The sequence below is a fragment of the Pseudomonas sp. FBCC-B35 genome, from assembly GCF_059133755.1.
This window is the reverse complement of the sequence record NZ_CP101439.1, coordinates 3625688-3639654: the sequence shown is the minus strand read 5'-3', so window position 1 is coordinate 3639654 and position 13967 is coordinate 3625688. Positions and strand designations below refer to the sequence as shown.

Here is a 13967-nt window from a genome sequence, read left to right as displayed (position 1 = left end):
GCTCAGGCCGAGGTGCGGGCGATGGTGTCGTCCTTGCGCAGGGTGAAGATCTCGTACCCGGTCGCCGTGACCACCAGGGTATGCTCCCACTGCGCCGAGAGCTTGCGGTCCTTGGTGATCGCGGTCCAGCCATCGCCCAGCACCTTGGTGTCGGCCTTGCCCTGGTTGATCATCGGCTCGATGGTGAAGGTCATGCCTTCCTTGAGTTCCATGCCGGTGCCGGCGCGGCCGTAGTGCAGGATCTGCGGCTCTTCGTGGAATACCTTGCCGATGCCATGGCCGCAGAACTCGCGCACCACCGAGAAACCGTTCTTCTCGGCATGCTTCTGGATGACTTCGCCGATGTCGCCCAGGCGACAGCCCGGCTTGACCAGTTCGATGGCCTTGTACAGGCATTCCTGGGTGACCTGGGACAGACGCTGGGCCCACACCGGCACGGTGCCGACGTGGAACATGCGGCTGGTGTCGCCGTGGTAGCCGTCCTTGATCACCGTGATGTCGATGTTCAGGGTATCGCCGTTTTTCAGGGGCTTGTCATTGGGGATGCCGTGACAGACCACGTGGTTGATCGACGTGCAGATCGACTTGGGATAGCCCTTGTAGTTGAGCGGCGCCGGTATGGCCTGCTGGACGTTGACGATGTAGTCGTGGCACAGGCGGTCGAGCTCCTCGGTGGTGACACCGGGCTTGACGTGCTCCTCGATCATTTCCAGCACGTCGGCTGCCAGGCGGCCGGCGATGCGCATCTTCTCGATGTCTTCTGCAGTCTTGATGGTGACGGTCATTACAGGCTCTCTACTCGGCGCCGCAGGCGGCGCGTTCAAATCGGGAAAGGCGTCATTCTATCAGAGGTGCGGGCTCGTAGCGGCACGCGGCCCTTGCAAACACGCCACACCTGCACCGTCGCTGGTCGTGCGCTGGCGCACATGCCCTGCCGTCCGGCGGTTGGGGGGTGAGTTTCGTGTTTTGTTTGCGCGCAGCCTGTGGTATAACATGCGCCGCTTTCGGAGCCAGCTCCGTCTGCATCCAAACCCACACACGTGTCGACACGATGGCCTGGGTGCCCCGAGCTTCAGGGTTCGCGGGTTGGTCATTGGGATACGTGGAGGCCCAACCCGACTTATCAAGGAACTATCATGTCCCAAGTCAACATGCGCGATATGCTGAAGGCCGGTGTGCACTTCGGCCACCAGACCCGTTACTGGAACCCGAAAATGGGCAAGTACATTTTCGGTGCGCGCAACAAGATCCACATCGTCAACCTGGAAAAAACCCTGCCGATGTTCAACGACGCCCTGTCGTTCGTTGAGCGCCTGGCCCAGGGCAAGAACAAGATCCTGTTCGTCGGCACCAAGCGTTCCGCCGGCAAGATCGTCGCCGAGCAAGCTGCTCGTTGCGGTTCGCCGTACGTTGACCACCGTTGGTTGGGCGGCATGCTGACCAACTACAAGACCATCCGTGCTTCGATCAAGCGTCTGCGCGACCTGGAAACTCAGGCCGAAGATGGCACCTTTGCCAAGCTGACCAAGAAAGAAGCCCTGATGCGCTCCCGCGATCTGGAAAAACTGGACCGCAGCCTGGGCGGCATCAAGGACATGGGCGGTCTGCCTGACGCTCTGTTCGTCATCGACGTTGATCACGAGCGCATCGCGATCACCGAAGCCAACAAACTGGGTATCCCGGTCATTGGCGTTGTCGATACCAACAGCAGCCCGGAAGGTGTTGACTACATCATCCCAGGTAACGATGACGCCATTCGCGCTATCGAGCTGTACATGACTTCCATGGCTGACGCTGTCATCCGTGGCCGCAACAACGTTGCTGGCGGCACCGAAGTCTACGCTGAAGAAGCGGCTGCACCTGCTGCCGAGTAATAGACGCTAGCGTCGACTTGGCACGCGAAAAGGGGGCTATGCCCCCTTTTTGCCACCTTGAAATCCTGCTGTCGGCAGCCGTCCCTTTCATGGGCATGCAGGCACAGACAGCGGATTAGCAGAATTGAACGCCCGTCACAAACGGGTGGAATGGTTGAAAAACTTTCCAAGAGGATTTTGAAATGGCAGCAATTACTGCAGCGCTGGTCAAAGAACTGCGCGAGCGTACCGGCGAAGGCATGATGGATTGCAAGAAAGCCCTGGAAAAGGCTGACGGCGACATCGAAAAAGCCATTGACGACATGCGTGCCTCGGGCGCCATCAAGGCCGCCAAGAAGGCTGGCAACGTGGCTGCCGAAGGCGCTATCGCCGTCAAGACCGACGGCAAGGCCGCCGTACTGCTGGAAGTGAACTCGCAGACCGACTTCCTGGCCCTGCAAGACGACTTCAAGAACTTCGTCGCCGAAAGCCTGGAAGAAGCCTTCGCCCAGAAGCTGACCGACGCCGCTCCGCTGATCGCCTCGCGTGAAGCTGCCCGTGAAGCCCTGGTCGCCAAGTGCGGCGAAAACGTCAACATCCGCCGCCTGGTACGTGTGGAAGGCGACGTGGTCGGCGCCTACCTGCACGGCAACAAGATCGGTGCTGTCGTTGTCCTGAAAGGCGGTGACGTCGAGCTGGCCAAGAACATCGCCATGCACGTTGCAGCGTCCAACCCCGAGTTCCTGGACTCGTCGGAAATCTCCGCCGAAGCCATCGAGCGCGAGAAGGGTGTCTTCCTGCAGCTGAACGCCGACAAGATCGCCGGCAAGCCGGAAAACATCGTTGAAAACATGATCAACGGCCGTATCACCAAGTTCAAGGCTGAAGCCTCGCTCAAAGAGCAGGCGTTCGTCATGAACCCGGAAGTCAAGGTCGGCGAGCTGGCCAAGAAAGCCGGTGCTGAAATCGTTTCCTTCACCTACTTCAAGGTTGGCGAAGGCATCGAGAAGCCAGTCGACGACTTCGCTGCCGAAGTTGCCGCACAGGTTGCTGCTGCCAAGCAGTAAGACAGCCCCGTCTGTCGCCCCAAAGAGGCTGCCCGCTCACGCGCGCAGCCTCTTTGTCAAAGCGGCGAGGCGTTTACACGACGCTGCCGCCGCTGGCGCCGAAACGGTGCCACGCTACAGTTAGCAGGCTGCAAACAGCCCGCACGAATTTTCTACAGTACGCCGCAGGAGAGACTCGCAATGGCTCAGCAGGTGAGTGGTCGCCAACCTCGCTATAAACGCATTTTGCTCAAACTTAGCGGCGAGGCCCTGATGGGCTCCGAAGACTTCGGGATCGACCCGAAGGTGCTTGATCGCATGGCCCTTGAAGTAGGGCAGCTGGTCGGTATCGGTGTGCAGGTCGGCCTGGTCATCGGTGGTGGCAACCTGTTCCGAGGGGCTGCGCTGAGCGCCGCCGGCATGGACCGCGTTACCGGCGACCACATGGGGATGCTGGCTACCGTGATGAACGCCCTGGCCATGCGCGATGCGCTGGAGCGCTCGAACATCCCGGCACTGGTCATGTCGGCCATCTCCATGGTGGGCGTCACCGATCACTATGACCGTCGCAAAGCGATTCGCCACCTCAACTCCGGGGATGTGGTAATTTTCTCCGCCGGTACCGGCAACCCGTTCTTCACCACCGACTCGGCAGCCTGTCTGCGAGCCATCGAAATCGATGCCGACGTGGTGCTGAAGGCGACCAAGGTCGATGGTGTGTACACTGCCGATCCATTCAAGGACCCGCACGCCGAGAAGTTCGATCGCCTGACCTATGACGAGGTCCTGGACCGTAAGCTCGGCGTGATGGACTTGACCGCAATCTGCCTGTGCCGTGACCACGGCATGCCATTGCGGGTATTCAACATGAACAAGCCAGGCGCCCTGCTGAACATCGTGGTGGGCGGCGCTGAAGGCACTCTGATCGAGGAAGGCCAAGCATGATCAACGACATCAAGAAAGACGCGCAGGACCGCATGACCAAGTCCATCGAGGCCCTGGGCCGCAACCTGGCGGCCATCCGCACCGGTCGCGCGCACCCAAGCATTCTGGACAGCGTCAAGGTCACTGCCTGGGGTAGCGAGATGCCGCTGAACCAGGTCGCTGCGATCAGCGTCGAGGACGCGCGCACCTTGAAGATCGTCGCTCACGACAAGAACCTGAGCGCTGCCATCGAAAAGGCCATCCTGACCTCCGACCTCGGGCTGAACCCGTCGAGCGCCGGCACCACCATCCGTGTGCCGATGCCTGCCCTGACCGAAGAAACCCGCAAGGGCTACACCAAGCAGGCCAGCGGCGTTGCCGAAGACGCCAAGGTCGCCGTGCGCAACGTGCGTCGTGATGCCCTGGCGGACTTGAAGAAGCTCACCAAGGACAAGTCCATCAGCGAAGACGAAGAGCGCCGCGCTGCCGATGACATCCAGAAGCTGACGGACAAGTTCGTCGCCGAGGTGGATGCAGCCTTCAAGGCCAAGGAAAAGGACCTGATGGCCGTCTAAGGCCGGGTTTTTTTAATGGAAAAGACCAAGCCAGCGGTGCCTCCCTCGGTGCCGCGTCACGTCGCGATCATCATGGACGGCAACAATCGCTGGGCGAAACGGCGCTTGTTGCCTGGCGTTGCCGGGCACAAGGCAGGCGTCGATGCCGTGCGCGCAGTCATCGAAGTCTGCGCCGAGGCCGGCGTCGAAGTGCTGACCCTGTTTGCCTTCTCCAGTGAAAACTGGCAGCGACCTGCCGATGAGGTCGGTGCATTGATGGAGTTGTTCTTCTCGGCGCTGCGCCGCGAGGCACGTCGCTTGAACGACAACAACATCAGCCTGCGCATCATCGGCGACCGCTCGCGCTTTCACCCGGAGTTGCAGGCTGCCATGCGCGAAGCCGAGGCGCTGACCGCAGGCAACAGCCGCTTCATCCTGCAGATCGCCGCCAACTACGGTGGGCAGTGGGACATCGCCCAGGCCGCGCAGCGGCTGGCGCGTGAAGTTCAGGCTGGCCATCTTCGCCCCGACGACATCACCCCAGGGTTGTTGCAGACGTGCCTTGCGACCGGCGAGCAGCCTTTGCCGGACTTGTGCATCCGCACCGGCGGCGAGCATCGCATCAGCAATTTCCTGTTGTGGCAACTGGCCTACGCCGAGTTGTATTTCTCCGACCTTTACTGGCCGGACTTCAAACACGAGGCCATGCGCAGTGCATTGGCTGATTTCGCTTCGCGCCAGCGCCGCTTTGGTAAGACCAGCGAGCAGGTCGAGGCTGGAGCGCGTGCTTAATGCTTAAACAACGCATCATTACCGCGCTGATCCTGTTGCCCATAGCGCTGGGTGGGTTCTTCCTGCTCGAGGGGGGCAACTTCGCCCTGTTCATCGGTCTGGTGGTAACGCTCGGCGCCTGGGAGTGGGCACGGTTGGCGGGGTTGATGGCTCAGCCCCTGCGTGTCGCCTATGCCTTGGTCGTTGCCGGGGCGTTGATGCTGCTGTACATCCTGCCGGAGCTTGCACCCTGGGTGCTTGGGGCTGCCGTCATCTGGTGGGGGTTGGCCACTTGGCTGGTGCTAACGTACCCACGCACCAGCGAACTGTGGGCCAGCGCTGCCTGCCGGCTGCTGATCGGCCTGCTGGTGTTGCTGCCGGCCTGGCAAGGCCTGGTGCTGCTCAAGCACTGGCCGCTGGGCAACTGGCTGATCCTGTCGGTCATGGCTCTGGTCTGGGCCGCCGACATCGGTGCGTACTTTTCCGGCAGGGCCTTCGGCAAGCGCAAGCTGGCGCCGCAGGTCAGCCCTGGCAAAAGCTGGGAAGGCGTGTACGGCGGGCTGGCGGTCAGCCTGGTGATCACCCTGGTGGTGGGTATCAGCCGAGACTGGAGCATTGGTCAGCTGCTGCTGGGTCTGGCAGGCGCTGCGCTGGTGGTCATGGCCTCGGTGATCGGCGACCTGACCGAAAGCATGTTCAAGCGCCGCTCGGGCATCAAGGACAGCAGCAATCTGCTGCCTGGCCACGGTGGCGTGCTCGACCGCATCGACAGCCTGACGGCGGCCATCCCATTGTTCGCCGTGCTGTTGTGGGCGGCTGAATGGGGTGTGATGTGAGTCAAGTGCAACGCATTACCGTGCTGGGGGCCACCGGCTCCATTGGTCTGAGTACCCTGGACGTGATTGCCCGCCACCCTGAGCGCTATCAGGCCTTCGCCTTGACCGGCTACACCCGCGTCGAGGAGCTGTTGGCCCTGTGTGTGCGGCATCGCCCGGCCTACGCCGTGGTGCCGAGCGCCGACGCGGCGGGGCGCCTGCGTGCAGGCCTGGCAGCGGCAGGGTGCGCTACCGAAGTGCTGGAAGGCGAGGCCGGGTTGTGCCAGGTCGCCTGCGCCAGCGAAGTGGATGCGGTCATGGCCGCCATCGTCGGCGCCGCCGGCCTGCGGCCGACCCTGGCCGCCGTGCAGGCCGGCAAGAAGGTGCTGCTGGCCAACAAGGAGGCCCTGGTCATGTCGGGCGCCTTGTTCATGGACGCCGTGCGTCAGTCGGGCGCCGTGTTGTTGCCCATCGACAGTGAGCACAACGCCATCTTCCAGTGCATGCCCGGCGACTACGCGCGCGGGCTGAGCGCTGTGGGTGTGCGCCGCATTCTGCTGACGGCCTCGGGTGGACCGTTCCGCCAGACATCGACCCAGGCCCTGCAGGACGTCACGCCCGAACAGGCGTGCGCCCACCCGAACTGGTCGATGGGGCGCAAGATTTCCGTCGATTCGGCCAGCATGATGAACAAGGGCCTGGAGTTGATCGAGGCATGCTGGCTGTTCGATGCGCCGCCCAGCTTGGTCGAGGTGGTGGTGCACCCGCAGAGCGTGATCCACTCCCTGGTTGATTACGTCGACGGTTCGGTGCTGGCACAGTTGGGTAACCCGGACATGCGTACGCCCATCGCCAATGCCCTGGCCTGGCCAGAGCGAATCGATTCCGGGGTCGCGCCGCTGGACCTGTTCAGCATTGCGCGCCTGGATTTCGAGGCGCCCGATGAGCAGCGTTTCCCTTGCCTGCGCCTGGCACGACAGGCGGCGCAGGCAGGCAACAGCGCCCCAGCCGTGCTCAATGCGGCCAACGAAGTGGCGGTGCAGACGTTTCTCCAGGGCCGTATCCGCTTCCCGGAGATCGCGAGTATGATCGAACAGGTACTGGACCAGGAGCCCGTGGTGCCGCTGACTTCGCTGGAAGCAGTGTTTGCCGCCGACCAGCGCGCGCGCGAGCTGGCCTGGGCCTGGCTGGACCGCAACGGCCGCTGAGGCGGGCTCGCCCGGTCATCGACGACAGCACCCCTATTGACCCATTGCTCATCATTCGGAGATGGACATGACAGCGCTCTACATGATCATCGGTACGCTCGTCGCCTTGGGTGTGCTGGTCACCTTCCATGAGTTCGGCCACTTCTGGGTGGCGCGTCGCTGTGGCGTGAAAGTGCTGCGGTTTTCCGTGGGCTTCGGTACGCCACTGGTGCGCTGGCATGATCGCCAGGGCACCGAGTTCGTCATCGCAGCCATTCCACTGGGCGGCTACGTGAAGATGCTCGACGAGCGCGAAGGCGACGTGCCCCCTGCACTGGTGGGTCAATCGTTCAATCGCAAGCCCGTCGGCCAGCGCATCGCGATCGTTGCCGCGGGGCCGGTCGCCAACTTTTTGCTGGCCATCTTCTTCTTCTGGGTGCTGGCGATGCTCGGCAGCCAGCAGATCCGACCGGTAATCGGCACCGTCGAGAATGGCAGCCCGGCGGCAGCAGCAGGGCTGACGGCCGGTCAGGAAATCGTCTCAGTGGATGGCAAGCCGACCAACGGTTGGTCGGCGGTCAACCTACAATTGGTTCGCCGCCTGGGTGAGAGCGGCATGCTGAACATCGGTGTGCGCGATGAAGGCAGCAGTACCGAGCAGCAGCGCCAGGTGAAACTCGACCAGTGGTTGAAGGGCGCCGATGAGCCCGATCCGATTCGCTCGCTGGGGCTTCAACCCTGGCGCCCGGCCATCGAGCCGGTGCTGGCCGAGATCGACCCCAAGGGGCCGGCCGGGGCGGCGGGCTTGAAGACCGGCGACCGGTTGCTGGGCATCGGCGGCCAGTCGGTGAACGAATGGCAGCAGGTGGTCGATAGCGTACGCGCGCGGCCCGGCGCCCAGGTGGTAGTGCGTGTGGAACGCGACGGTGCGCCCTTGGACGTACCGGTAACGCTGGGCGTGAAGGGCGAGGGTGAGGCGGCGGCAGGCTACCTGGGGGCGGGCGTCAAAGGCGGTCAATGGCCGGCCTCGATGCTGCGCGAAGTCAGCTATGGGCCGCTGGAGGCGGTGGGTGAAGGCCTGTCGCGCACCTGGAACATGAGCGTGCTCACGCTTGGGTCACTGAAGAAAATGCTGTTCGGTGAGCTCTCGGTAAAAAACTTGAGTGGACCGATAACCATTGCTAAAGTGGCGGGCGCTTCAGCCCAGTCCGGCGTGGGGGATTTCCTGAATTTCCTGGCCTACCTGAGCATAAGCCTGGGGGTTCTTAACCTGCTGCCCATCCCGGTACTGGATGGGGGGCACTTGCTGTTCTACCTGGTTGAATGGGCGCGCGGTCGTCCGTTGTCTGACCGGGTACAAGGTTGGGGGGTCCAGATCGGTATCAGTTTGGTCTTGGGGGTGATGTTGCTCGCCCTGATCAACGATCTGGGTCGACTATAAAAGCTTCGCTCAATTGCGAAACCTGTCGTTCATGACGGCAGGTTGTTTATTGCCAGTTGGAATAAAAGGACTTCATGAAACGTCTGTTGCTAACTGCGGTGCTCTCCGCACTGATGATCGCTGAAGTTCACGCCGAGTCCTTCACCATCTCCGATATCCGCGTCAATGGCCTGCAGCGGGTTTCCGCCGGCAGCGTCTTCGGTGCCTTGCCCCTGAACGTGGGCGACCAGGCCGATGACCGGCGCCTGGTGGAGTCGACCCGCTCGCTGTTCAAGACCGGGTTCTTCCAGGACATCGAGCTGAACCGTGATGGCAACGTGCTGATCATCAATGTGGTCGAGCGCCCGTCGGTGTCGAGCATCGAGATCGAAGGCAACAAGGCGATCAGTACCGAAGACCTGATGAAGGGCCTGAAGCAGTCGGGCCTGGCCGAAGGCGAGATCTTCCAGCGTGCTACCCTCGAAGGCGTGCGTAACGAGCTGCAGCGCCAGTACGTGGCCCAGGGCCGCTACTCGGCCGAGGTCGACGCCGAGGTGGTGCCTCAGCCGCGCAACCGTGTGGCCTTGAAGATCAAGATCAACGAGGGCACTGTCGCTGCCATCCAGCACATCAACATCGTTGGCAACAACGTGTTCGATGATGACACCCTGGGTCAGCTGTTCGAGCTCAAGACCACCAACTGGTTGTCGTTCTTCAAGAATGACGACAAGTATGCCCGCGAAAAACTGTCCGGTGACCTGGAGCGTCTGCGTTCCTACTACCTGGACCGCGGCTACATCAACATGGACATCGCGTCCACCCAGGTGTCCATCACGCCTGACAAGAAACACGTCTACATCACCGTCAACATCAACGAAGGCGAGAAGTACACCGTCCGTGACGTGAAGCTCTCCGGTGACCTCAAGGTGCCGGAAGACCAGGTCAAGTCGCTGCTGCTGGTGCAGCCGGGCCAGGTGTTCTCGCGCAAGGTGATGACCAGCACGTCCGAGCTGATCACCCGCCGCCTGGGTAACGAAGGCTATACCTTCGCCAACGTCAACGGCGTGCCTCAGCCAAACGACCAGGATCACACCGTCGACATCATGTTCGTGGTCGATCCGGGCAAGCGTGCCTACGTCAACCGCATCAACTACCGCGGCAACACCAAGACCGAAGACGAAGTGCTGCGCCGCGAAATGCGTCAGATGGAAGGCGGCTGGGCCTCGACCTACCTGATCGACCAGTCCAAGACCCGCCTGGAACGGCTGGGCTTCTTCAAGGACGTGAACGTCGAGACCCCACCGGTGCCGGGCACCGACGATCAGGTCGACGTGAACTACAGCGTCGAAGAGCAGGCCTCCGGTTCGATCACCGCCAGCGTCGGCTTTGCCCAGAGCGCAGGCTTGATCCTGGGTGGCTCGATCAGCCAGAGCAACTTCCTGGGTACCGGTAACAAGGTTTCCGTTGGCCTGACCCGGTCCGAGTACCAGTCGCGATACAACTTCGGCTTCGTCGATCCCTACTTCACTGCCGATGGCGTGAGCCTGGGTTACAACGCCTTCTACCGCAGCACCAACTACGACGACCTCGATGTCGACGTGGCGAGCTACGCGGTGGACAGCCTGGGTGCCGGTGTGAGCCTGGGTTACCCGATCAGCGAGACGTCGCGCCTGACCTATGGGTTGAGTGTGCAGCAGGATAAGCTGAAGACCGGTAAGTACACCGTGAATGAGATCTTCGATTTCATTGAGAAAGAAGGCAGTAACTTCACAAACTTCAAGGCCTCTGTCGGCTGGTCTGAGTCGACTTTGAACAAGGGTGTGTTGGCGACCAGGGGTCACTCACAAAGCTTGAGCCTGGAGACCACTATTCCTGGCAGCGACCTGTCGTTCTACAAGCTTGACTACCGCGGCCAGTTGTTCAAGCCACTCAGTCAGAACTACACCCTTCGTCTGCATACTGAGCTTGGCTATGGTGACGGATTCGGCGGTACTTCTGGCCTACCTTTCTATGAGAACTACTATGCAGGTGGGTTCAACTCGGTGCGAGGCTTTAAAGACAGCACGCTTGGGCCACGAAGCACACCTAGCATTGGTGCGGATGATCCGAGTGGTCTTGGTAAGCCTGGTACCATTCGCGACCCCGACCAAGACCCGCTTCCATTCGGCGGTAACGTCCTGGTTCAGGGCGGCGTCGAGTTGCTGTTCCCGTTGCCGTTCGTCAAGGATCAGCGTTCCCTGCGCACCTCGGTCTTCTGGGACGTGGGTAACGTGTTCGACACCAACTGCGGCAACAAGCCGGACTGCACCAAGGTCGGTTTCTCCGACATGGCCAGTTCGGTCGGTCTTGGCGTGACGTGGATCACGGCCTTGGGCCCGTTGAGCTTCAGCCTGGCGATGCCGATCAAGAAGCCGGACGAGGCAGACACCCAGGTGTTCCAATTCTCTCTGGGCCAGACCTTCTAAGGTCGGCCCTTGCTTAACGACAACGGTTTATCCAGGAGTTCATCGTGCGCAAGTTGACCCAAATGGCCGTAGTGGCCGCGGCGCTGGTCGCCACCCCGGCTTTCGCCGAAATGAAGGTTGCCGTCCTGAACTATCAGATGGCACTGCTCGAGTCCGATGCCGCCAAGAAGTACGCCGTGGATGCCGAAAAGAAGTTCGGCCCTCAGCTGACCAAGCTCAAAGGCCTGGAAAGCAGCGCCAAGGGCATCCAGGATCGCCTGATCAAGGGCGGTGACAAGATGCAGCAGCAGGAGCGTGAGCGCCTGGAGCTCGAGTTCAAGCAAAAGGCCCGTGACTTCCAGTTCCAGTCCAAGGAGCTGAACGAAGCCAAGGCCGTTGCCGACCGCGACATGCTCAAGCAGCTCAAGCCCAAGCTGGACGGCGCCGTCGAGGAAGTGATCAAGAAGGGCGGTTACGACCTGGTGCTCGAGCGCGGTGCGGTCATTGATGTCAAGCCTCAGTACGACATCACCCGCCAGGTTATCGAGCGTATGAACCAAGCCCGTTGATATGACCGTGACCATGACGCTTGGCCAACTGGCCGAGACCCTCGGGGCCACCCTCAAGGGCCCCGAGACGCTGCAGATCACAGGCCTTGCCACCTTGCAGGAGGCCGGGCCGGGTCAGTTGAGCTTTCTTGCCAACCCGCAGTACCGCAAATACCTGGACGAGAGCCAGGCGGCTGCCGTGCTGCTCAAGGCCGCCGATGCCGAGGCGTTCGCCGGTCATGCCCTGATCGTTGCCGATCCCTACCTGGCATATGCCCGCATTTCCCACCTGTTCGACCCCAAACCCAAGGCTGTGGCGGGGATTCACCCCAGCGCCGTGGTGGCCGGGGATGCCCAGGTAGACGCGACGGCCAGTGTCGGGCCTTTCGCGGTCGTTGAAAGCGGTGCGCGTATCGGCGCCCATGTCACCATCGGTGCCCACTGCTTCATCGGTGCCCGCTGCGTGATCGGCGAAGGGGGCTGGCTGGCGCCGCGGGTCACGCTGTATCACGATGTCACCATTGGCAAGCGGGTGGTCATCCAGTCCGGCGCAGTGATCGGTGGTGAAGGCTTTGGCTTTGCCAACGAGAAAGGCGTGTGGCGCAAGATTGCCCAGATCGGCGGGGTCAGCATTGGTGACGATGTGGAGATTGGTGTGAACACGGCCGTGGACCGTGGCGCCTTGTCCGACACCTGCATCGCCGACGGCGTCAAGCTCGACAACCAGATCCAGATTGCCCACAACGTGCAGATCGGGGAGCATACGGCCATGGCCGCGTGCGTGGGTATCTCCGGCAGCACGCGTATCGGCAAGCATTGCACCATCGCCGGTGGCGTGGGCATGGTCGGTCATATCGATGTCTGCGACAACGTTTTCGTGTCCGGAATGACCATGGTGACCCGCTCGATCACCGAGCCGGGTGGCTATTCTTCCGGGACTGCCATGCAGCCTCTGGCTGACTGGCGCAAGAGCGCCGCGCGTATCCGCCACCTGGACGACATGGCCAAGCGTCTCCAGCAGTTGGAAAAACGCGTCGATACCGTGACCTCAGGTGGGCAGCCGACATCAGAAGGCTGATACCATTTCCTGAGCAAGAGTGAACAGTCGCTAGCTGGCTCCTCTTTGGATTGCAAAAGGAGCGTGTGGTCAGCACCTGCGCTCCCTATTCTTATACAGGCTTCCCCCCCGAAATGATGGACATCAACGAGATTCGCGAATACCTGCCTCACCGTTACCCGTTCCTGCTAGTGGACCGCGTGACGGATCTGGATTACGAGGCCCAGAGCATTCGTGCCTACAAGAATGTCAGCATCAACGAGCCGTTCTTCAACGGTCACTTCCCGGCGCACCCCATCATGCCCGGCGTCCTGATCATCGAAGCCATGGCCCAGGCGGCCGGCATCCTCGGTTTCAAGATGCTCGATGCCAAGCCTGCCGACGGCACCTTGTACTACTTCGTAGGCTCCGACAAGCTGCGTTTCCGTCAGCCGGTGCTGCCGGGAGACCAGCTGGTGCTGGAAGCGAAGTTTCTGAGCCGCAAAAGCATGATCTGGAAGTTCGAATGCCGTGCCCTGGTCGACGGCAAGGCAGTATGCTCGGCCGAAATCACCTGTGCGGAACGCTCCCTATGAATTCGATTGATCCTCGGGCCATCATCGACCCTTCGGCCAAGCTGGCCGAAGGCGTCGAGGTGGGCCCTTGGTCGATCGTTGGCCCCGATGTCGAAATCGGGGAGGGCACCGTCATCGGCCCACACGTTGTGCTCAAGGGGCCGACCCGGATCGGCAAGCACAACCGTATCTTTCAGTTTTCCTCGATTGGCGAAGACACCCCGGACCTCAAGTACAAGGGTGAGCCCACCCGCCTGGTGATCGGCGATCACAACGTCATCCGTGAAGGCGTCACGATCCACCGCGGTACCGTGCAGGATCGCGCCGAAACCACCGTCGGCGACCATAACCTGATCATGGCCTATGCCCACATTGGCCATGACAGCGTGATCGGCAGCCACTGCATTCTGGTCAACAACACTGCGCTGGCGGGCCATGTGCATGTGGGCGACTGGGCGATCCTGTCCGGGTTCACCCTGGTGCACCAGTATTGCCACATCGGCGCCCATGCGTTTTCTGGCATGGGCACGGCCATCGGCAAGGACGTACCCGCGTTCGTCACCGTTTTCGGCAGCCCCGCCGAAGCGCGCAGCATGAACTTTGAAGGCATGCGCCGCCGTGGTTTCAGCGACGAGGTCATCCATGTGCTGCGTCGCTGCTACAAGATCGTCTACCGCCAGGGCCTGACGGTGGAGGATGCATTGCGCGAACTCGAAGCGCCGGCGGCGCAGCATCCCGAGGTCGAGCTGTTCCGCCAGTCGATCGTGAGTTCAGCCCGCGGCATCACTCGCTGA

At 61.7% G+C, this 13967-nt stretch carries 14 protein-coding genes; 13 read left to right on the top strand and 1 reads right to left on the bottom strand.

The window, feature by feature from the left end:
• Window positions 1–2: 2 nt before the first annotated feature.
• Window positions 3–785, bottom strand: coding sequence for a type I methionyl aminopeptidase (gene map, locus NMB38_RS16565; protein WP_027913871.1), 783 nt, complete (start codon window positions 783–785; stop codon window positions 3–5).
• 351 nt (window positions 786–1136) lie between these two features.
• Between map and rpsB the strand changes: the two genes are divergently transcribed.
• From rpsB to lpxA, 13 genes are all read left to right on the top strand, one after another.
• The gene (gene rpsB / locus NMB38_RS16560) at window positions 1137–1874 is read left to right on the top strand and encodes a 30S ribosomal protein S2 (RefSeq protein WP_003252287.1); all 738 of its coding nucleotides are present in this window, start codon (window positions 1137–1139) and stop codon (window positions 1872–1874) included.
• A gap of 182 nt (window positions 1875–2056) precedes the next feature.
• A complete protein-coding gene (tsf, locus tag NMB38_RS16555; RefSeq protein ID WP_023534066.1) occupies window positions 2057–2920 on the top strand; it encodes a translation elongation factor Ts in 864 nt (287 codons plus the stop codon).
• Between the two features lie 180 nt (window positions 2921–3100).
• Entirely contained in the window at window positions 3101–3844 is a 744-nt protein-coding gene (gene pyrH / locus NMB38_RS16550; protein ID WP_023534028.1) for a UMP kinase, read from the top strand.
• Window positions 3841–4398, top strand: coding sequence for a ribosome recycling factor (frr, locus tag NMB38_RS16545; protein ID WP_049695527.1), 558 nt, complete (start codon window positions 3841–3843; stop codon window positions 4396–4398). Before pyrH ends, frr begins: the two co-directional genes overlap by 4 nt.
• Window positions 4399–4413: 15 nt before the next feature.
• Window positions 4414–5169, top strand: coding sequence for a polyprenyl diphosphate synthase (gene uppS / locus NMB38_RS16540; RefSeq protein WP_027913873.1), 756 nt, complete (start codon window positions 4414–4416; stop codon window positions 5167–5169).
• On the top strand, window positions 5169–5984 hold the full coding sequence (locus tag NMB38_RS16535) for a phosphatidate cytidylyltransferase (RefSeq protein ID WP_028686886.1): 816 nt from the start codon (window positions 5169–5171) through the stop codon (window positions 5982–5984). Before uppS ends, NMB38_RS16535 begins: the two co-directional genes overlap by 1 nt.
• Window positions 5981–7171 (top strand): 1-deoxy-D-xylulose-5-phosphate reductoisomerase, encoded by a 1191-nt coding sequence (gene ispC, locus NMB38_RS16530; protein WP_059183692.1) that lies wholly within the window; start codon window positions 5981–5983, stop codon window positions 7169–7171. The genes NMB38_RS16535 and ispC overlap by 4 nt, the downstream gene beginning before the upstream one ends.
• A 67-nt stretch (window positions 7172–7238) precedes the next feature.
• Complete coding sequence (rseP, locus tag NMB38_RS16525) at window positions 7239–8591, top strand: RIP metalloprotease RseP (RefSeq protein WP_059184139.1); 1353 nt, start codon at window positions 7239–7241, stop codon at window positions 8589–8591.
• A gap of 74 nt (window positions 8592–8665) precedes the next feature.
• On the top strand, window positions 8666–11035 hold the full coding sequence (gene bamA, locus NMB38_RS16520) for an outer membrane protein assembly factor BamA (protein WP_111475252.1): 2370 nt from the start codon (window positions 8666–8668) through the stop codon (window positions 11033–11035).
• Between the two features lie 44 nt (window positions 11036–11079).
• Complete coding sequence (locus NMB38_RS16515) at window positions 11080–11583, top strand: OmpH/Skp family outer membrane protein (RefSeq protein WP_023534153.1); 504 nt, start codon at window positions 11080–11082, stop codon at window positions 11581–11583.
• A gap of 1 nt (window position 11584) precedes the next feature.
• Window positions 11585–12640 carry a UDP-3-O-(3-hydroxymyristoyl)glucosamine N-acyltransferase gene (gene lpxD / locus NMB38_RS16510; protein ID WP_023534150.1) on the top strand — a complete coding sequence of 352 codons (1056 nt, stop codon included), beginning with the start codon at window positions 11585–11587 and terminating at the stop codon, window positions 12638–12640.
• A gap of 113 nt (window positions 12641–12753) precedes the next feature.
• Window positions 12754–13194 (top strand): 3-hydroxyacyl-ACP dehydratase FabZ, encoded by a 441-nt coding sequence (gene fabZ, locus NMB38_RS16505; protein WP_023534097.1) that lies wholly within the window; start codon window positions 12754–12756, stop codon window positions 13192–13194.
• On the top strand, window positions 13191–13967 hold the full coding sequence (gene lpxA, locus NMB38_RS16500; protein ID WP_027913879.1) for an acyl-ACP--UDP-N-acetylglucosamine O-acyltransferase: 777 nt from the start codon (window positions 13191–13193) through the stop codon (window positions 13965–13967). The genes fabZ and lpxA overlap by 4 nt, the downstream gene beginning before the upstream one ends.

Bases quoted from the DNA above. Each gene is read 5' to 3' on its own strand.
- map (WP_027913871.1), bottom strand. From the start codon at position 785: ATGACCGTCACCATCAAGACTGCAGAAGACATCGAGAAGATGCGCATC.
- rpsB (WP_003252287.1), top strand. From the start codon at position 1,137: ATGTCCCAAGTCAACATGCGCGATATGCTGAAGGCCGGTGTGCACTTC.
- tsf (WP_023534066.1), top strand. From the start codon at position 2,057: ATGGCAGCAATTACTGCAGCGCTGGTCAAAGAACTGCGCGAGCGTACC.
- pyrH (WP_023534028.1), top strand. From the start codon at position 3,101: ATGGCTCAGCAGGTGAGTGGTCGCCAACCTCGCTATAAACGCATTTTG.
- frr (WP_049695527.1), top strand. From the start codon at position 3,841: ATGATCAACGACATCAAGAAAGACGCGCAGGACCGCATGACCAAGTCC.
- uppS (WP_027913873.1), top strand. From the start codon at position 4,414: ATGGAAAAGACCAAGCCAGCGGTGCCTCCCTCGGTGCCGCGTCACGTC.
- NMB38_RS16535 (WP_028686886.1), top strand. From the start codon at position 5,169: ATGCTTAAACAACGCATCATTACCGCGCTGATCCTGTTGCCCATAGCG.
- rseP (WP_059184139.1), top strand. From the start codon at position 7,239: ATGACAGCGCTCTACATGATCATCGGTACGCTCGTCGCCTTGGGTGTG.
- bamA (WP_111475252.1), top strand. From the start codon at position 8,666: ATGAAACGTCTGTTGCTAACTGCGGTGCTCTCCGCACTGATGATCGCT.
- lpxD (WP_023534150.1), top strand. From the start codon at position 11,585: ATGACCGTGACCATGACGCTTGGCCAACTGGCCGAGACCCTCGGGGCC.
- fabZ (WP_023534097.1), top strand. From the start codon at position 12,754: ATGATGGACATCAACGAGATTCGCGAATACCTGCCTCACCGTTACCCG.
- lpxA (WP_027913879.1), top strand. From the start codon at position 13,191: ATGAATTCGATTGATCCTCGGGCCATCATCGACCCTTCGGCCAAGCTG.